At 47.1% G+C, this 18,242-nt stretch carries 18 protein-coding genes; 3 read left to right on the top strand and 15 right to left on the bottom strand.

The window, feature by feature from the left end:
• The 5 genes from AC58QG_RS20425 to AC58QG_RS20405 all read right to left on the bottom strand — a co-directional run bounded on the left by AC58QG_RS20425 (position 1) and on the right by AC58QG_RS20405 (position 3,308).
• Positions 1-993, bottom strand: a complete 993-nt coding sequence (locus AC58QG_RS20425; protein WP_497363972.1) for a sensor histidine kinase — start codon at positions 991-993, stop codon at positions 1-3.
• Positions 990-1,664, bottom strand: coding sequence for a response regulator transcription factor (locus AC58QG_RS20420; RefSeq protein WP_497363971.1), 675 nt, complete (start codon positions 1,662-1,664; stop codon positions 990-992). The genes AC58QG_RS20425 and AC58QG_RS20420 overlap by 4 nt, the downstream gene beginning before the upstream one ends.
• A gap of 66 nt (positions 1,665-1,730) precedes the next feature.
• A complete protein-coding gene (locus AC58QG_RS20415) occupies positions 1,731-2,198 on the bottom strand; it encodes a GNAT family N-acetyltransferase (RefSeq protein WP_497363970.1) in 468 nt (155 codons plus the stop codon).
• Between the two features lie 44 nt (positions 2,199-2,242).
• Complete coding sequence (locus AC58QG_RS20410) at positions 2,243-2,878, bottom strand: histidine phosphatase family protein (protein ID WP_497363969.1); 636 nt, start codon at positions 2,876-2,878, stop codon at positions 2,243-2,245.
• A complete protein-coding gene (locus tag AC58QG_RS20405; RefSeq protein ID WP_497363968.1) occupies positions 2,871-3,308 on the bottom strand; it encodes a GNAT family N-acetyltransferase in 438 nt (145 codons plus the stop codon). The genes AC58QG_RS20410 and AC58QG_RS20405 overlap by 8 nt, the downstream gene beginning before the upstream one ends.
• 158 nt (positions 3,309-3,466) lie before the next feature.
• Here AC58QG_RS20405 and AC58QG_RS20400 point away from each other — a divergent pair, with 158 nt between their 5' ends.
• Positions 3,467-4,339 carry an AraC family transcriptional regulator gene (locus AC58QG_RS20400; RefSeq protein WP_497363967.1) on the top strand — a complete coding sequence of 291 codons (873 nt, stop codon included), beginning with the start codon at positions 3,467-3,469 and terminating at the stop codon, positions 4,337-4,339.
• A 464-nt stretch (positions 4,340-4,803) separates the two neighbouring features.
• Here AC58QG_RS20400 and AC58QG_RS20395 read toward each other — a convergent pair whose 3' ends face one another.
• The 8 genes from AC58QG_RS20395 to AC58QG_RS20360 form a co-directional block, all read right to left on the bottom strand.
• Complete coding sequence (locus tag AC58QG_RS20395) at positions 4,804-5,676, bottom strand: alpha/beta hydrolase (RefSeq protein ID WP_497363966.1); 873 nt, start codon at positions 5,674-5,676, stop codon at positions 4,804-4,806.
• Between the two features lie 670 nt (positions 5,677-6,346).
• On the bottom strand, positions 6,347-6,595 hold the full coding sequence (locus AC58QG_RS20390; RefSeq protein ID WP_497363965.1) for a hypothetical protein: 249 nt from the start codon (positions 6,593-6,595) through the stop codon (positions 6,347-6,349).
• Between the two features lie 110 nt (positions 6,596-6,705).
• A complete protein-coding gene (locus tag AC58QG_RS20385) occupies positions 6,706-7,734 on the bottom strand; it encodes a FecCD family ABC transporter permease (protein WP_497364357.1) in 1,029 nt (342 codons plus the stop codon).
• Positions 7,727-8,734, bottom strand: a complete 1,008-nt coding sequence (locus AC58QG_RS20380) for a FecCD family ABC transporter permease (RefSeq protein WP_497363964.1) — start codon at positions 8,732-8,734, stop codon at positions 7,727-7,729. Before AC58QG_RS20380 ends, AC58QG_RS20385 begins: the two co-directional genes overlap by 8 nt.
• A gap of 10 nt (positions 8,735-8,744) precedes the next feature.
• The gene (locus AC58QG_RS20375; RefSeq protein WP_497363963.1) at positions 8,745-9,752 is read right to left on the bottom strand and encodes an ABC transporter substrate-binding protein; all 1,008 of its coding nucleotides are present in this window, start codon (positions 9,750-9,752) and stop codon (positions 8,745-8,747) included.
• Between the two features lie 100 nt (positions 9,753-9,852).
• Positions 9,853-11,454, bottom strand: a complete 1,602-nt coding sequence (locus tag AC58QG_RS20370; protein WP_497363962.1) for an AraC family transcriptional regulator — start codon at positions 11,452-11,454, stop codon at positions 9,853-9,855.
• 74 nt (positions 11,455-11,528) lie between these two features.
• Positions 11,529-12,062: a 4'-phosphopantetheinyl transferase family protein gene (locus AC58QG_RS20365; RefSeq protein ID WP_497363961.1), complete on the bottom strand. Its 534-nt coding sequence runs from the start codon at positions 12,060-12,062 to the stop codon at positions 11,529-11,531.
• A 325-nt stretch (positions 12,063-12,387) separates the two neighbouring features.
• On the bottom strand, positions 12,388-13,521 hold the full coding sequence (locus AC58QG_RS20360) for a serine hydrolase domain-containing protein (RefSeq protein WP_497363960.1): 1,134 nt from the start codon (positions 13,519-13,521) through the stop codon (positions 12,388-12,390).
• 190 nt (positions 13,522-13,711) lie between these two features.
• Between AC58QG_RS20360 and AC58QG_RS20355 the strand changes: the two genes are divergently transcribed.
• Positions 13,712-14,296 (top strand): P-loop nucleotide/nucleoside kinase family protein, encoded by a 585-nt coding sequence (locus AC58QG_RS20355; RefSeq protein ID WP_497363959.1) that lies wholly within the window; start codon positions 13,712-13,714, stop codon positions 14,294-14,296.
• A 511-nt stretch (positions 14,297-14,807) separates the two neighbouring features.
• Positions 14,808-15,716, top strand: coding sequence for an ArsR/SmtB family transcription factor (locus AC58QG_RS20350; protein WP_497363958.1), 909 nt, complete (start codon positions 14,808-14,810; stop codon positions 15,714-15,716).
• Between the two features lie 109 nt (positions 15,717-15,825).
• On the opposite strand, the gene AC58QG_RS20345 is transcribed toward AC58QG_RS20350, so the two are convergent.
• A complete protein-coding gene (locus AC58QG_RS20345; RefSeq protein ID WP_497363957.1) occupies positions 15,826-17,007 on the bottom strand; it encodes an MGDG synthase family glycosyltransferase in 1,182 nt (393 codons plus the stop codon).
• Positions 17,004-17,678, bottom strand: a complete 675-nt coding sequence (locus AC58QG_RS20340) for a phosphatase PAP2 family protein (RefSeq protein ID WP_497363956.1) — start codon at positions 17,676-17,678, stop codon at positions 17,004-17,006. Before AC58QG_RS20340 ends, AC58QG_RS20345 begins: the two co-directional genes overlap by 4 nt.
• Between the last annotated feature and the right edge of the window lie 564 nt (positions 17,679-18,242).

Genomic DNA, 18,242 nt, shown 5'->3' with positions numbered 1-18,242 from the left:
TCATTGCGTTGTTTGCTGCAGCGATAAGTACGGATCGTCATCTTTCGGAAAATGAACAATAAATTGGGTATATACAGAGGCCTCCGACGTGCAGTCAATATAATGGCCGAGCTTGTTCGATAATTGCTGAGCCAAATATAAACCCATTCCGGTCGACTTTGGATGCGATCGTCCTGTTTCTCCCGTAAACCCGCGATTGAAGATTCGCGGAAGGTCTTTTTGGCTAATGCCAATCCCGCTGTCCCGAATCAGCAGCTGTTTTTCTTGCGGCGTTTCAAATACGGATATCGTAATCTCACCGCCGTGTTCGGTGTATTTCAGACTATTCGTCAAAAGCTGATTAATGATAAACTGCAGCCATTTCGGATCACTTTGAACCACAAGCGTTTCTGCTTGTAGGCCAATGCGAATTTTTTTGGAGAAAAAGGTTTTCGAATGTGACTTCACGATCTCTTTCGATATCTGGATGACATCACAATTTTGAATCGCGTAATCCTGGTTAAAACTATCCAGCTTGGCGTAATAGAGCGCTTGATCGACGTAATTCTCGATCTTTGCGATCTCTTCCCTTAAACTTGAAGCGTCCATATCGGTTTGCTGCAATAAACGAAGTACCGCAATCGGTGTTTTGATCTCATGGAACCAGGAAACGATAAAATCATAATGCTCATGCTGCCTCTCCTGAATCCGATTCAACTCATGGATGTGCTGTGTTTTCATCTCCTCGATGTGTTGCCGGGCGAATTCTCCATCCAACGACAAGCTTTCGTAATCCTCATTTTTCATTTGTCGGATCACACGCACATGCTGTTGGTAGCGAAATAATAAAAATCCCAGCAAAACAATTGAGGACAAAGCGAAGGCATAGAAGAAGGTCCCCCATGCCCATTCACCATGACTACCGGTATAAAATACAGCAGCTGGGATTAGGAACCCAGCTAGATAGAGATACAGATAAGACTTTTCATAGGCAAGATAGCGCAGAAAGGTCATTCGATCAAATACCCCATTCCTTTCCGGGTGACGATGAAGTCCTCCAGTCCGAGTGCAGCGATTTTCCTACGCATCCGGTTTACGTTCACAGTCAGTGTGTTATCATCAACGAACTGCTCTTCATTCCATAGTGCCTGCATGAGGTCCTCACGTGAAACAATTTTCCCAATATTCCGCATGATCAACTGTAAAAGAATGAATTCATTCCGGCTTAATTCCGTCACTTGTCCTTTATATTCCATGGTGGAATTGGTGACATTTAATTTCAAACCCCGATGGACGAATCGCAGGCTCTCCTCTTCCTGATAGGTATATTTCCGGCGGATCAGCGCACTGACTTTGGCGACTAGGATATCCAAATCAAAGGGCTTCTGGATAAAATCATCCCCACCCATGTTGATCGCCATAATAATGTCCATATTCTGATTTCTGGATGACAGGAAAATAATCGGCACCTTTGAGACCGCACGTATTTGCTGACACCAGTAGTATCCATCAAACACCGGAAGATTAATATCTAAAAGGATGAGATGCGGATCCGTTTGCTGAAAATCCTTTAGAACCTGGTCAAATTGAGTGACTTCCACCACATCATATTGCCACTTTTTCAACGTATCCGCGACAATCCGTCTAATTTTATCATCGTCCTCAACCATCATGATTCGATACATGAAATCCCTCTTCATTCTAAAATAAGATCCACCTTATTTTAGCATAAACTTAGCAGTCATTTACCTTTATAGCTTTTTGCGCATGACATACCAACTATCTGTCCGATCCGGATAAAATTTGTGCTCGATGACTTCGTAATGCAACCGCTCGTACACCCTAATATTCTCTGGGATGGATAGTCGCACTCCGACACGAGTTTCCATAAGTCCCTGATCTCGCGCTTTGTTTTCCACGAATGTTAATAGCGCCTTGCAGATGCCCCTTCCCCGAAATTCAGGAAGTACGGACACCCTGCCAATATACATATAACCGGCTGCTGGTTCATACCTAGCTGACCCGACTAGCTTATCGCCTTCGCATGCAAGTACGGCTCCACCACCGATGTTAAACGTATGGACTGTACGGTCTACCGTTTCCATAAGCGCACCCGAGGGTGGATTAAGCTTACCGTCGTATTCTTTGAAAGATGCTATCATGAGCTGATATATGAGTTCGGATTCATCAATGGTTGCTTCTCTGATGGGTAGGGTCATCGCTGCTCAGCTCCTTCTATAGAGAAATGAATGATTCAATCTGCTTAGTCGGTCGTTGGCGCTTCCTGATAATGACTTACATCTGCATGCAGCATAATCTGGGGACCCTTTGCGGTAATGACAATTTTGCTCAAACAAGTGGGATGTATATACGGTGGATGCCAGATCTCATTCATCAACCGTTGCTCATAAAATGCCATAATCAATTTCACAACTACCGTATGGGTCACAATGGCAACTGATTTCCCCGCGTGAGCTTCTTGGATTCGTTGCAGCATGGCAATTGCCCGTTCAGACACTTCGGCGAAAGTTTCACTATGAGGGACATAGAACCGATCTGGTTGATTCCAAAAATGATCAAATTGCTCCGGGTATCCTTCCTTCACGTCCGATTGCAGTTTACCTTCCCAGTCGCCAAGGTTAATTTCTTTCAACGCTTCACTCTCGATAATCGCAATCTTACGATGACCACGAACGATTTCTGCTGTTTTGATCGCTCTGGGACTTGAACTTGCATACATCATATCGATCTCTTCATTCTGCAGAGAATCACTTAACCACTGAGCCTGCTTCATGCCTAACTCCGTTAGTGGAGAATCTTGATGACCTTGCAAGCGACGCTCAACGTTCCACGTTGTTTGGCCATGTCTAATCATATAAATAGTGGTCGTTTCACTCATGCCGCTTCATGTTCCTCACATAATCAGGCATCCTTCGCATATATCGCTCCGTATCGTGCTCAAAATCAAACTGCTTATACAATTCGTGCGCATCCTTTGTCCCCAACAAGCCTACAAGATCTTTATAGTCATCGGAAGTAGTCAAGCTATCAACTAGCTTCTTGCCGATCCCCATTCCCCTGTAGTCTTCATCAATAAATACATCGCATAAATAATACATCGTCGCGTTGTCAGTTATGACTCTAGCGAAGCCAACTTGCTTACGGCCCTCATACACGCCATAACATACAGAGTTCTCGATCGCGCGCAACGTCCTCTCCTCCGGTCGTTTATTCGCCCAATAGCTTCGTGAGAGGAAACCTTTGATTACATCTAAATCTAGCAGTTCTTTATTATCGCTGATGACAAATTGCTTCCACGTAATCTCCATCGTATCTGCTCCTCTACTTCATAGGGTGAATTAAGTTTTATCTATGATATACCAGTATTTCCTTTTCGTCACCCCTGAAAGTCCTGCATACTTGTGCACGAAATGTCGGATACTCTCCTGCGATTACTGCTATTCTATGGATATAGGAGGTCAGAACGATGGATTTGCTTAAAAACATGAACAGTGCGATCAAGTACATTGAAGAAAACCTGACGAATACGATTGACACAAAAGAAGTAGCGCGGCTAGCCTTATGCTCGGAATATCATTTCAAACGAATGTTTTCCTTTCTCACAGGCATTCCCCTTTCGGAGTATATCCGCCGCAGGCGTCTAAGCCTTGCCGCTTTTGAGCTGAGAGACAGCAACGTTAAGGTCATTGATATTGCGATCAAATATGGGTATAACTCGCCCGACTCATTTACGCGGTCTTTTCACAATTTACATGGGGTTACACCGTCAGAGGCCAGAAATAATGGGCAATCGTTGAAAGCCTATCCACCTATGACCTTCCAAATTACCATCCAAGGGGGAAATGAAATGAATTATCGGATTGAGGAAAAAGAAGCGTTTCATATTGTCGGTATTCACAAACGAGTGCCAATTATCTTTAATGGCGTTAATCCTGAAATTGCCGCGATGTGGCAAAGCTTAAATATGGACTTAATTAACACCCTTAAACAACTTTCTAATGTCGAGCCCATTGGACTCCTCAGTGCCTCTACCAACTTCTCAGAAGGCCGCATGGAGGAAAAAGGAGAGCTTGATCACTATATTGGCGTTGCCACAACGAACCCGTGTCCTGAAAATCTCACACAACTCGACGTACCTGCTTCAACGTGGGCGGTTTTCGAAGCCATCGGACCTTTCCCTGAAACACTCCAAAATGTATGGGGACGAATCTACTCCGAATGGTTCCCCTCCTCCGGGTATGAACAAGTCGCGGGGCCGGAGATGCTGTGGAATGCCGATAAGGATACGACCTCTCCTACGTTTAGAAGTGAGATTTGGATACCGGTATTGAGGAAGTAGCTGAAAAACCTCTCCTTCCTTCGTGCCCAACTCTCAACCCGTACACACCATGCCCCAACCTCCCCCCAGGGACTGAAGGGGGACTGACACCACTGAGTAGAATTGCTGCACCTGTGAATAGCTCAAAAAGCTCCTGAATTCCTGCAACTACGTAGGAATTCAGGAGCTTTTTGTGTAGAGAGGCGTGGGTGGTGACGCATAAGGACAAGCTCGCAGCTGTAACGCATGCGGGGCAATGCTAGACGCTGACCGTTTGTTTCTCTTTGCCAGTGCTACTCACCGCGGGCTTCTTGTACTGCACGCCCGCGGTGTCCTGCTCCCGTAGCGTGAGGGAGAATCCCCACGCTACCAAAAGGAACCCGGCCGCGCGACTCGTGCGCCCTGCTCCGAGAAGGCTTGGGCGACTGCCGCTCCGGTTATGAGCACGATTTTGCACTTAAATTCGTTCGGATTCATGAGCAATCTCACCCCCTTCGCAGGAAGCGAACTGCCCGACTGACCAGTGCCGGTAGCACAGAAACGTGCCCCTCGCCTTCAAACTCATAGAAGTCAGCATCCAACCTCTCACTTGGTAAAAGCGCTAAGCGCTCATACAGCTCTTTGGCATTCTCGCTCATATTGCTCGGGTGATTCCTTTCGAGTTCACCGATAGTGATGAGCAGCTTATGATGACTTTGCCCCTGCTGGGGATCAGCCTTATACTGATCTTCCTGCTCGCGTAGCATCGATTTGTTCCAGTGGACGGAAGGACTGCCCGCGATATAGGTTTGAAAAGTGTGCGGCTGTGTGAACAAGGTTTGCAGCACGAAAAGTCCACCCAGCGAATGACCGAAAATTGCCTGCTGCTTCGTATTAATCGAATAATCGCGTTCGATGCGCGGTTTAAGCTCCTGTTCAATGAAAGCTCGGAAGGCATCTGCGCCTCCCACTTGCGGCCTAACGTTGTCTTTGTTGCGCACCGGTAAAGCATCGAGCACCTCTTTAGGCGTCGGCATCGTAAAATCATAAAACCGCGAAGAATCGAACGGCTCCTCCGTCGGATAGCCGATACCAACAACGATTGCCGGATAGACACCCGTCTTCTCGGGAACGCGGGATTGTACGCGCAGCGCTTCTACCATCGTGGCAAAGAGGGCATTCGCATCCAGTAAATAAATGACTGGAAATCCTTCCGGCGGCGCCTCCTTCGAAGGCTTGGAAACGTAAATTTGATAAGGCTGCTCTCTAGCTGGGCTATGCAGGAGATATTGCTCCGTGTTCGGTAAGGTAAAAGCTTGTCGGACTACTTCCCTCGAAGGCGTAGTAGTCTCGATGGATGAGTGGGGTAAACGGGTCATTTGGTTTCCTCTCTTCTCCTTTCGTCACGTAGTCAACGATAAGGCTGGATCTAGGGTGGTTATTGATGGATGACGGATCATAGAAAATAGATAATCGATAATTCAATTGATAATAATTCTCATCATTGATTATAGGGTAAGGTAAACACATCGACCATGAACGATATCCACATATTGAAATGGAGAATGTTCAGATCGAAGAAGTGGCTGGCGTTAGGATTGCTATGTTGGTGGAGACGAGGGGGTTAAGTAGCTAGTTTGTGGGGGGCAGCCGAGAATGGGGTCCGTTAGGATGCTATGTTGGTGGAAACGAGGGGGTTAAGTAGCTAGTTTGTGGTGGGCAGCGAGAATGGGGTGCGTTAGGATGCTATGTTGGTGGAAACGAGGGGTTAAGTAGCTAGTTTGTGGTGGGTAGCGAGAATGGGGTGCGTTAGGATGCTATATTGGTGGAAACAAGGGGGTTAAGTAGCTAGTTTGTGGGGGGCAGCCGAGAATGGGGGGCGTTAGGATTGCTATGTTGGTGGAGACGAGGGGGTTATGTAACTAATTTGTGTTTGATTACCCCTCCCCCCTTCCGTCGGCGAATTAACTGTAAAATCTCCAGTTAATTTCTCTCGAATCACTCGATATTCATGTTTAACTGGATTTCCTACAGCTATTTCAGCCGATTTCACTGATATCCGTGATTCCAACCGAAATTAGCCACATGAAATCCATCTATTTGCTCGGAAGCGCGATTTTCCGCCAAATTAACTGTAGGAAATCCATCTAATCCGCTCAGAGGTGGGTGCGAGAGACAATTCGCACAGCATCTAGGCTTGCCCAGCACCGCCCAGCCTTGCTTTGCTCTGACCGCATCTGACTTGCCTTGCTCTACTCTCTCTACTCTGCCCCACCACGCCTCACCTAACCTCGCCATGCCCCACCTCACCGCGCCTCACCTCACCTCATGCCTAACCTCGCCATGCCTTGCCCTCACATCCCCAAACAACTCAAAAACCTCCCCCTCCCAGGGACGGCTTCACTCCATTATCGGCGATGCTTATTCCGATAGAGCAGCCAAACGAAGTACGGCACGCCGATAATGGCGATGACAACGCCGACAGGCATCTCCACCGGCGCGAACGCCATCTTGGCGATGAAATCGGAGATCATCACCAACAGCGCGCCTACCATCGCGCTAACGGGCAGCAGCCGGCGATGCGTTATGCCGACGAGTCGGCGAGCGATATGCGGCGCCATGAGGCCGATAAAGCCGATGCCGCCCGAGACGGACACGCAGGCACTAACAATACCGATGCTGCTCAGCAGTAGTATCGCTTTCTCTTTGTCCACGGCTGCGCCAAGCCCGCGGACGCTCTCCTCACCCAACTGGAACACGTCCAGCACAAGGGATCGCCAGATAAGAACTGGCGTCAGTACAATCAACCATGGCAGCATGGAGATGATGTACTTCCAGTTCGCATTATAGATGCTGCCGGATACCCAGACGGCGGCCATCTCGAAATCTTTGGCATTCATTTTGAGCGTAATGAACACCGTCACTGCGGATAAGCCTGATGCAATCGCGATACCCGTGAGTAGCAGCCGTTGCGAATCTAACCTCCCGTCCTTTTGGGAGAAGATATAGATCAGCAGCGCTGCGCCCAGCCCCCCGACCAAACCCACGACCGGCATCGCCAGAATCGCCGCCCAACCCGTTCCCTTCACCTTCCCTTGAAAGAAAAACAGGAAGATAACCATCGCCATCCCCGCTCCCGCGTTGATGCCCAAAATGCCAGGATCGGCCAAATTGTTCCTTGTCAGGCTCTGCACAACTGTTCCAGCCATCCCTAACCCCATCCCTACCAACATAGCGATGACGATACGTGGGAGCCGGAACTCTAAGATAACCAGATCATAATCATGCTGCGGATCAATCCTCAATAGGGTTTTAAACACATCCTTCAACGTGATGTCGAAGGCTCCATTTGTCAACGAGATATAGGCCGTCAAGAGCAGGAGTCCTATCCCTAACAATACCTGTAACACATAGTATCGATCACTTCTTTTATCGATGGGACTCCCCTCCTCGCGTACGTATGAGATAGAGGAAGAACGGAACGCCGAGTATAGCGGTGACAACACCAATTGGCATCTCAAACGGATAGTTGAGGAATCGACTCAGCACATCGCACAGCCCCAAGAATACGGCACCGATGACAGCCGAGCATGGGATAATCCATTTGTAATCGAGCCCCGTTAGAAAACGAGTAATGTGGGGTACCAGTAAGCCTACAAATCCAATTTTACCGGCAATAGCCACAGCAATCCCCGTCAGCAAAACGACACTTAATGTCGTTAATAGTTTGACTTGCGTTGTTTTCTGCCCTAATGATACGGCGATTTCATCCCCTAATGAGAAGATCGTCACCGACTTGGACATCCATATGGCAAGCCCCAAGCCAACAACAGCAAAAGGAACCGCCAGCATAATCAGCTGCGGGTCCAATTGATGCAGACGTGCGTTATACCAGAAGCTAATATTTTGGGAAACTTGAAAATACATCGCAATCGCCGCAGACACACTGCTCAGAAACGTTCCAATCAGCGTCCCCAGAATCGCTAATCTTACGGGTGACAATCCCCCCGGCAATAGCGAAGCTAGCCCGAATACAATGACGATGCTAAGCGCCGAGCCTGCAAAAGAAGCCAGTATCATGGCCATCATAGAGGAATAGGGTGCAATTACCATACACACAGTTACTGCGAATGCCGAGCCATCAGATATGCCCATGATTGAAGGGGATGCCAGATAATTCCTGGTCATCCCCTGCATGAGAGCGCCCGGCACCGCCAGGAAAGCACCGACAAGCAGCGCCCCAATAACCCTGGGTAGTCTAGCATGCATAATAATTTGATGATCGACATTATCCGGATCAAAATGAACAAAAGCCTCGATAATTCGGCTAATATCAATGCTTTTTGCCCCATACGTAATGGACAGCACGATCGTGAAAAACACCGCGAAAGGAGCTGCCAATAAGATGAGGGTTGGTGCGGGTACTCTCCATTTCATAGCTCTACACTCACTTTGCTCCAACTAATTTAGAGCCATTAATCGCTTCTAGGAATTTAATTTTGCTATAAGCTGTACCACCTTGTAAAAGTGGATCTACTAAATTCGTATACAATTGGCCATTCTTAACGGCATTAATGTTTTTGAAAATAGGGTTGTTCTTCAGATCTTCAAACACTTTCGGTGTATCCTTATTCTCTTCCTCAGAGAATTCCACGATCAAGTAATCCGGGTTCATCTCAGAGAGCTTCTCAAGTGATATATTGGCCTGTGCTTTCGCTGCTTTTACTTCCGCTGGAACCGTTGCACCTAATTCGGCATAGATGGATGGATTAAAGAATACATCCTCCGGATAGATGAATAAGCTGCCTGAACGTACGCGAAGTGCCAATACTTTTTTGTCTTTAAAAATAGGACCGATTTTCGCTTTCAACGCTGCTGAATCCGTTTTGTATTTATCCAGTACTTGCTTCGCTTTATCTTGCTTACCAGTCAGCTCTGCAAGCAAATTCAAGTTATTTTCCCAGTCTGTTGCAATATGAGATACCGGAATCGTTGGGCCTACTTTCGTCATTTTCTCAATGGTTTCTGCAGGGAATTTCGTGCTCATGAGAATAACATCCGGCTTCAGCTTCAAAATCGTTTCGAGGTTCGGCTGTGTTTTCTCGCCTACGCCCTCTGCTTTATCCGTGATTGGCGCAAAGACAGCTGGGAATTTGCCACCAACCGTTAGTGCACCAACTGGCTTCACATCTAGAAGCAAAGCATCTTCCAAGGACTCAAGCGCACCCGTAATAACGAGTTTATCCGTTTTCGCAGGAACCGTGTACTCTTTGCCAACGTATTTAATGACTCTTGGTCCTGGAGGTGTTGCTGCGGGAGCAGCCGTAGGTGCAACTGTGGCAGTTGGAGCTGTTGTACCTGCTGCTGCAGGAGCCGTTTCTGTTTTCCCTCCACCACATGCCGTCAACCCTAATAGAACCAATGTCGTAATACCGATTGTTGCTAACTTTTTCATTTTTCTTAAATCCCCTCTCTATCCGCTACGAATGATAATCATTCTCATCAAATTATAAAAGAAGATGCCCATGCCGAACATGGACAATATACGGAAGTTCTCATGTACGATTGTCACATAAGAGCTCATGAATATCTTGGACCATGCGCTCCATGGCATAAGCTGAGTACTCTCTCCACGGATCCGATGAGATTAAATGTACGCAATTTCTACGGACAACCTTCAAGTCCTGCCATAGCATAGAGGTTCTGATTCGTTCCCAATGCTGCAAGGTCTCGGATTCCTGCCGAATATTGAGTAGCAAGTGATCCGTATCGAGCTGAGCCAGCTCTTCGAGCGTCAAGCTTTGATTAGCCTCATATTGCTCTAGTCCGGCTGGTGACTGCAAGGCCAGATCTTCAAACACATCTCTCATTCCGCGTGTCGGAAATAAGAAGAAGCTATCGCTTAATAGGCTGACAAATAATACGGTATCATCCTGCAGCTCATCTTCCAGTCGCTCTCGCACGAGCTTTACTTTGCGATTGTAGCCATCTATCCAGACGATGGCTTCATCTAAAGCACCTACAATCTGCGCTGTTGCGTGCAGCTGTTCCTGCCAGCTTTTATCATACAGAGGGACGATATGAACGGGGGCAATTTGCGACAAGCGCTCCTTCTCCTGTACTTCCAGTTGATCCGTACTAATGATGTAATCCACTTGACTATTCGCCAGAGCGTCCACATTCGTCTCCCAATCTTCATTAAAACGATACCCACTCAAGTGCAATGGGATATCTGTGCGATAGTTGTTGTAATAGTAAGAACTCCATTTCGGGTGTAAAGGGGCTGCGAAGGGCATGATTTTGAGCGCGAGTAGTTGTCCAAGCACCGCCACAGAGTAAGCAACGATTCGTTGTCTTCGGTTTTTCAAATAAACAGTCGGCGAGACACCAACCTCTTTCTTAAACATGCGGCTAAAATAAAACTCATCATTGTAACCCACTTGGTAGGCGACATCCTTTAAACGCACATCGGTTTGCAGCATAAGCTGCTTCGCCATGTTGACCCTTACTTGCGTCAAATAGTCGATGGCGGTTTTGCCGTACGTTTTTTTGAATAAACTCACGTAATATTTCGGACTAATCTCCGCCATGCGCGCGAGCTGTTCAATCGTCATACTTTCCCGAAAATGGCTTTCTATATAGCTCTTGGTACGGTCCATAGCGGCGCGTGAATCCGATTTGGGATTCTGACGAATATGCGTCATCACCCAATATATCAGTTCTAGAAAAACGGCCTGTCCTCGAAATCGTTCTACGGCACTTTCACTTCGGCTGCAAAGACAGAGCTGCTCACAGAACTGATTTAGCGTACTCTCCATATGGACGGGGAGCTCACCCAAAAGTGGAAAATTGACCTCATCCTGAGAAGTATCACCCTGAATATCAAACGCAATTAAATACAACTCTGACTTCTGGCCATCACAAAAGCCTATGGTTTGTCCAGGCTCCACGACATGTACCGTATCAGGTTGCATTCGATAGGTTTCCAAATCTATTCTCAAATGGCCTTCACCTTGCTTGACAACCATCATGCAATAGGAAGACATAAACTGCTGCGTCAATTTCCCCTCTTGTACGAGCTGGGCTGTACGGAATTTAAGCCATGTATGATCAAGGCAAAGGAACGTGTCTCCATCTTTAGTAAATACTTCAGACAAGATAGCAGGCCCCTCTCTTATATGAAAATGAGAATCATTATCAATACAAATTTAGCACACAAAGTGAAAACCTGTCAACGATTGGCAGACCTTATACTTGTTAAAATATGGTTTGCATCTGCACATACTGGCTCATTTACACCAGCGGACCGTTTGCAGCAGGTCGTTATGAAGTAGGTGGTCTCGTTCAAGCCTGAGTGCGAGCTCAATTCAAAGGATTTCATCTGCCACGCTTCACCGCCTATCCACTTATGCCCCTCCACCCCTTCTGCGGTCATGACCGAGAAGTCGGTTATCGGCAGTGACAGCCCTCGGCCAACAGCTTTAATATAGCTGTCTTTGGCTGTCCAAATCTGATAGAAACGCTGCTGCTCCCTGCCTTGAGCGGCCTCCATCACGTAGCGGTACTCATCCTCTGTAAAAAAGGATCGGGCAATCCCCCCTTCGTATGACTGCACGCGTTCTACATCGACGCCAACGGGTTCACTGTCTACGAGACAAACCACCCAATTCCCGGCATGTGACACGTTAAAATGGTAGTTGCTCACCCCGCTGAGCCGCGGTTTGCCATAGGCATTTAACTCGAATTGGATGCGAGCATTGTCCATGTGAAGATCCTCTATGCTCCTGCTGCGCAGGAGCATATCCGCCCATAATCCTCCCTCGGATCAGGTCCTCTCGGTGACGAAAGCGATGCAGACGTGCCCGCTTCTCTTCTGAAATTTAGCCTAGTCCTTCAGCGACGGCTTCTGGGGGAATCGTTGAAGTCGGTAGTATATAGATGTGCGATGGTGATCACCTCAATCAGCAAACATATCATCCATTTTTAAGCATACTCATTTCGTTCCAAAACCAGTAAATCTTCTTTTTGCAAATGAACATAAGGAAAGCTGCGTATCACGTGATACGCAGCTTTCCTCTATTATACTATGTTTATATCTGTGGTGTTGCTTCGAATAGTTGAATTGCTTGCTGCAATTGCGCAAAGGCTAATGGGTTCTCACTAAGCTGTTTGCTCGATCGTACAGCCTGTACCACATGTTGCAACAGACTTTCTGGCATATCCACATCACCCGTATTCGCTGTCAATGCAACAATCAGATTCAAATCTGGAATGCCGAAGATGCGTCTACCCCCTGAACCAGATGCATAGAAGATATCCAATTCCTTGCGACTTCCTCTATTTAAACCTTTTGCAAGGGATTTGGACCACCAATAATAGCCAAAAGAACCTTGGGTGCCATTACTATAATTTAAAGTAATTCGCTTCATTAATGATGTATGAATCCAAGATGGGGGAATAATTGACTTCCCTTCCCATTGTCCTTCATTCAGATAAAGCAATCCTAGCTTCGCCATGTCCTCCAGTGTTAAAGCCAATGCCCACGCACCAATTGTAATGCCTTGGTGATCATCATTCCAGTTCACATTCGTAATACCAAGCGGTTCGAATAACCGAGACTTCGCATACTCAAACATGGACATACCTGTTACTTTCCCTATAATTGCCGAGAGTAAATGAGCGTCGCCGTTGGAATAGTTAAACACTTCACCAGGTTCATGTTGGGCTGGGCGATTTAGAATATACGCTACCCAATCCGATGCATGCATCATTTCGGTGGATGATTGTTCCTCATCGTTATCCCATGAAAGCCCTGAAGTCATGCTAAGCAAGTGCTTCAAACGAATCTTGGATTTTAAGGGATCTTTTTCTAATTCTGGAAAAAAAGCAGCCAGTCGCTGCTCAATTGTCTTCAGTTTTCCTTCTGCTAAAGCAATTCCGATTACTGCTGATGTCACGCTTTTGGTAACAGATTTCATATCTTGCGGGATTCCAGGTTGAATCCCTTCTTTACAAGCATCTGCCACCCATACACCGTTCCGAATAACCGCTATACTGTGCACGCCTTGATTATGGAAAACGTCAAAAGTCTTAGCTAATGTAGCTGAGTATAATCCTTGTGCCTCAGGCGTTGATATGGGCCAGCCATGCGTCCCCCATTGAGCCGATGAAAGGGATCTTGCTCTAATACTACTTCGAAGTTGACTAATCACATTTGTTAACACAAAATCGATCCTTCCAGTTTGGTTTTTCCCTCTTTTTCTGTAATATACAGAAAAAGTGTGAAGCAAATGTGGTAGGAATCTTAAAGAAAGCTTAAACTAGCTGAAAGTTTCCTGAAAATCTGAGTTGTAACCGCTCTTATGTTACAATCTTATGAACGTCATATATATAGTATTTAATCGGAGGTTACCTATGCGTAAATTAATCTTTTTTATCGGTCCTGCAGGTGCAGGCAAAACAACCCTAGCGAAGGCTTGGGTGCGCCGACACGGCGGGGCTTTCTTGGATATGGACACCTTGCTGCGTCCGGCCGCAGAAGCTATCATGACCCTAGCCGGGCAAGATCCGAGCGATCGGGATTCGCCATTTTACAAGGCACACTGCCGCGATTTGGGATATCGCATCACGATGGATGCGGCGCTTGAACAGCTCACACTTGATCAGGATGCCATCGTGATTGGACCTTTTACTAAGGAGCAGGGGGATCCGCTGTGGCTGGAAGGGGAGTTGGCTCGTATCGGCGCTACGATACAGGATGTCAGCGTTAAGGTGATTTATGTGTATTTACCGAGTGAGGACGCTTACCAGGAGCGAATTCGCGTAAGAGGATCGGCTTTGGATGTTTGGAAGCTGGACAATTGGCAGCAATTTCGCCCATCGCTGCAGCGCAGAGAGGTTTCTTGGCAGATGGCGCCGTCATCTCTCCGCTATTGGGATAATTCGGAGCCGTTATCGGATGCAAAGGAAGCGGAGTTAGCGAGTTTTATTTTGGCTTGATAGAGATGAAGGTCATTCATTGTGGCTTCAGCGGGGGCAAAGATGCTAAAATACACTCGTTTTCAAGGAAAACGGCTACACATAGATAAATTAGTGCGAAAGTGCAACCTTTATGACCCACAAGGTGCCAAAATGATGAGTGCCGGCAGAAATAGTTGCTTATTTGCACGCATTTCGGATTAAGAGGTTAATTCGATAAAAAAGGATGCATTTTTGCATGCTTCACAGCTGTATTAACGATTCTCGTGGTAATAACAAGTCTCACTATTAGATGGTGGGTCGCAACACCATGTTACCAAGGAACAGTTTAACTACTTTACACCCTCCTCCTTCTCCAACAATAAGTACATTCCACCTCAAATAATCTCAATTTTCCCAACTAGCTAGTGGGTTGTTGACTCGTGCAACCCTCAAGCTCCAACCTGTCTCCCCAAAACTCACAAACAAGTTGTTTAAATAACCTACAGGTTATACAATAAAGAAAATATGCAAGCAAAGTCGAGGTCCCCCTATGCAAATTGAGGTTTCATCCAAAAATATGCCCTTCCTGGAATGCTTCTCCTCGGAGACTCGCGTGAAGATGATTGAACTACTAGGCGAAGCGCCGTTAAATATTAAACAGCTGTCCCAGCGACTGGAGATTTCGTCGGCGATCGTGACGAAACATATTCAGAAGCTGGAGCAAGCTGGCATCGTACGTTCGGAGAACGTGACCGGTGTGCGCGGCACCCAAAAGATCTGCTACCTGCAGCTTGAACAAGCCACGCTTCAGTTCAAATCGAAGAAGCCTTACGAGCATCCGACGACGACGGTTGCGATCCCCATCGGCCAATACTCGGCCTTCGATGTGAAACCGACGTGTGGCTTGGCTTCCCCTACCCAACTGATTGGGGTGCTGGATGATCCGCGGTATTTTGCGGACCCGCAGCATGTACAAGCTGGCATTCTCTGGTTCGGTAGCGGCTATGTCGAGTACCGTATCCCGAATTTTTTCCACAGCAACCAGAAGCTTCGTACGCTGGAGATTTCGTTTGAAATCTGCTCGGAAGCTCCTGGTTATAACGAGAATTGGCCTTCGGATATTTCCTTTTCCATCAACGACAAGCTACTTGGCCAGTGGACCTGCCCTGGTGATTTCGGCAAGCACAGAGGTGTGCTGTCCCCCGATTGGTGGGGAAATAGTAACACGCAGTACGGTCTTCTGAAAATAATTACGGTGAATCCGCAGGGTTCTTTTCTGGATGGCACGCTAATATCGACGACCACGATTCACGATCTGAACATCTCTTTTTCGCAAGATATTCATTTTCGTCTTGCCTCCTTAGAAACGGCAACGAATTGCGGCGGCGTCACGCTGTTCGGCAAACAATTCGGCAACTATGCACAGGATATCATTGTGACGATGCAAGAGGATAAGTAGCAGCAGCTGCTACTCCCTCTTTCAGTAAATCGAATCAGGTTGAGTGGCGACAAAAAAAATACCCTTATTCCACGCCAAAAAGAGGGAGGAGTAAGGGTCGAGCTTTTTTCTAAACATTCGCATAAGAAAATTGCATGCCATCCTGAACAGGAAGGTAATGATGCTCTGTTTCCAAAATCGCATCCAACGTGCGCAGCACATCTGGCTGGCGATGACTTTGCTGTACATTTTTTTTCAGCTTGAGCAACACAGACTGATTCGCGATGACCTCGAGCAGTTGTTTTTTCATCTCAGCGGCGTTCTTGACTTCAACAGCTGCGCCAATCCCCACGAGGTAAGCGGCGTTTGCCTGCTCTTGGCCAGGAATCGGCTTGTACAGCATCATGGGCAGTTCCAGCGCAAGCGCTTCGGATACGGTGAGCCCACCTGGCTTCGTCACGATCAAATCGGACAGCGCCATCAGCTCATGAACATGATCAACGAACCCTGTCACCATAACATGATGATGCGTATTCGAGCCGCCCAGCTCCTCTTCCAGATGCTGCTTCAGCTTCTCGTTGCGACCACAGACGAAAACAAATTGCACGGGCACCGCCAGTTCATCCGATTGCAGCACGGATTTGAACGACTTTCCGATCAGGCCATGCCCCCCGCCCATCACAAGGACTGTAGGCATGTCACGGTGCAAGCCATATTTATCACGAAGCTCGGCTCGATTGTACGTTTGTGTGAAGGGCATCCGAATCGGAATCCCCGTCACGACGATACGCTGCTCAGGGATCGCATACTTCAGAAGCGCCTGCTTCACATGCTCCGCCCCTACCAGATACTTATCCGTCCCCGGATGAATCCAGTAGCTGTGATCGGTATAGTCGGTGATGACCGTCACGGTCGGCACGATCGTAAGGCCGTTACATTTTAGATAAGACATTGCTGCCGCAGCACCTGGGAACGTGCACACGACTTCCGTAGGCGCTTCCTCTTCTAACAAATCCAGCATCCGGTCGGTGCTGAAGGACTTCATTCTTTTGAACAAATGGGATAACGCGGTATCATGTCTGGTCTTGTGATATAGAAAGCCATAGACGGAGGGCAAGCTTTTTACCCATTGCATATAACAGTATTTCCCGAAACCATGCAGATAGGGATGCGTCCACGCCAAATAATCGACCACTTTCACTTCCATATCCGGCCTATACATGCGCACGGCTTCAAGTATCGCTTGTGCTGCTTTATTGTGCCCATCGCCCAAACTGCCCGTCAGTATCAAAAGCTTTCCTTTTCGTCTCATTGCTTTAGTCCCCTTTCGAGCTTATCTTGCCGTGCACCAGCAGCCATCGATCCTGTCAACCACGTTCTTCTACTTCTACTAACTACATAGACGACGCCTTCAGCCACTACTACTGCACCCACAATATCCATTAGCACATGCTGTTTAACGAACAGTGTCGACACAATAATCAAAATGGCCATACCCGCCGCTATGATTTTAAAGCTTATCGCAATTGGTACCGATCGGAGATAGGCTCTCATCATCAAATAGGCCGTTAGCACGTGTGTGCTGGGAAAACAGTTAAACGGTTGATCTGATCTGTACACCCACTGCACCGTCTGCAGCAGCCAATCATTGCCTACGATGTCCGGCCGCGGAACTGTCGTCTGATATACAGCATAGACGCCATAACACAAAAGCAAACCTATGATAAATTCCACGAGTGTTTGGAGATAGTTCGAGCGATCTCGATACGCTAAGTACAGGAATCCTACAGCAAGAAAACCATACCAGGCTAAATACGGGACCACAAAGCCTTTGATAAAAGGTATCTGTCGATCGAGATCTGTCATTAAGCTGTACGCTGTTCCTGTATCTTGATTTAAATGTATATAAATGAGCCCTACTAACGGGATCAAAAGTAGTCCGCTGCACGCTAGCAAATAGGACATCCAAGCTTTTGTTCTCATGCCAAATCCTCGCTCTCCTCTACGTTACCTCTATCATAAAGGAGTACGGCCATTTACTGAACGCACCAAGGTACTGTCTTTCGTTAGCCAAAGGTCGTGACAAAACCTAGACCAAAGGCGGAGTTGTCCACATCCTTAGGTGCATATAGAGCTGAAGCTAATGTTTAGTTTCATTATTACAATATTATTACGAAAATGTTACAACATAATACAGCATACCAAATCACACGCGGAAAAGCACATCCTTTGAACTCACGGAGGATAATATCCCTCCTACCACCCTGCGCAGCAATTAGCGATACAAGTTGGCATCTTGGCCAAGTGGCACACCACTCTCCACTTGTGGATAAGTTCATCTGTGGATATGTGTATAAGAATGTTAGAATCTTATGCACAGTCTGATTTGTGGACATGTTGATACTGTGGGTAACTTTGGGGATAAGTATGCTTTTGGGGATTTTTGATGGCGAAAAGAGGGCCAAAAAGAGGGAGAGAGCCTGGGTAGATAGATGGGATTGGTTGGCATGGTGATTCAAGTAGAGAGGAGAGGTGGGTGAAAGGGGG

This window comes from Paenibacillus sp. J22P169, assembly GCF_059691995.1.
This window is presented reverse-complemented; position numbering and strand designations above follow the sequence as displayed.

Coding starts and splice junctions, on each gene's coding strand:
- AC58QG_RS20350 (WP_497363958.1), top strand. CDS start 14,808: ATGCAAATTGAGGTTTCATCCAAAAATATGCCCTTCCTGGAATGCTTC.
- AC58QG_RS20355 (WP_497363959.1), top strand. CDS start 13,712: ATGCGTAAATTAATCTTTTTTATCGGTCCTGCAGGTGCAGGCAAAACA.
- AC58QG_RS20420 (WP_497363971.1), bottom strand. CDS start 1,664: ATGTATCGAATCATGATGGTTGAGGACGATGATAAAATTAGACGGATT.
- AC58QG_RS20410 (WP_497363969.1), bottom strand. CDS start 2,878: ATGAGTGAAACGACCACTATTTATATGATTAGACATGGCCAAACAACG.
- AC58QG_RS20340 (WP_497363956.1), bottom strand. CDS start 17,678: ATGAGAACAAAAGCTTGGATGTCCTATTTGCTAGCGTGCAGCGGACTA.
- AC58QG_RS20400 (WP_497363967.1), top strand. CDS start 3,467: ATGGATTTGCTTAAAAACATGAACAGTGCGATCAAGTACATTGAAGAA.
- AC58QG_RS20345 (WP_497363957.1), bottom strand. CDS start 17,007: ATGAGACGAAAAGGAAAGCTTTTGATACTGACGGGCAGTTTGGGCGAT.
- AC58QG_RS20390 (WP_497363965.1), bottom strand. CDS start 6,595: ATGGCGAGGTTAGGTGAGGCGTGGTGGGGCAGAGTAGAGAGAGTAGAG.
- AC58QG_RS20415 (WP_497363970.1), bottom strand. CDS start 2,198: ATGACCCTACCCATCAGAGAAGCAACCATTGATGAATCCGAACTCATA.
- AC58QG_RS20425 (WP_497363972.1), bottom strand. CDS start 993: ATGACCTTTCTGCGCTATCTTGCCTATGAAAAGTCTTATCTGTATCTC.
- AC58QG_RS20395 (WP_497363966.1), bottom strand. CDS start 5,676: ATGACCCGTTTACCCCACTCATCCATCGAGACTACTACGCCTTCGAGG.
- AC58QG_RS20375 (WP_497363963.1), bottom strand. CDS start 9,752: ATGAAAAAGTTAGCAACAATCGGTATTACGACATTGGTTCTATTAGGG.
- AC58QG_RS20405 (WP_497363968.1), bottom strand. CDS start 3,308: ATGGAGATTACGTGGAAGCAATTTGTCATCAGCGATAATAAAGAACTG.
- AC58QG_RS20365 (WP_497363961.1), bottom strand. CDS start 12,062: ATGGACAATGCTCGCATCCAATTCGAGTTAAATGCCTATGGCAAACCG.
- AC58QG_RS20380 (WP_497363964.1), bottom strand. CDS start 8,734: ATGAAATGGAGAGTACCCGCACCAACCCTCATCTTATTGGCAGCTCCT.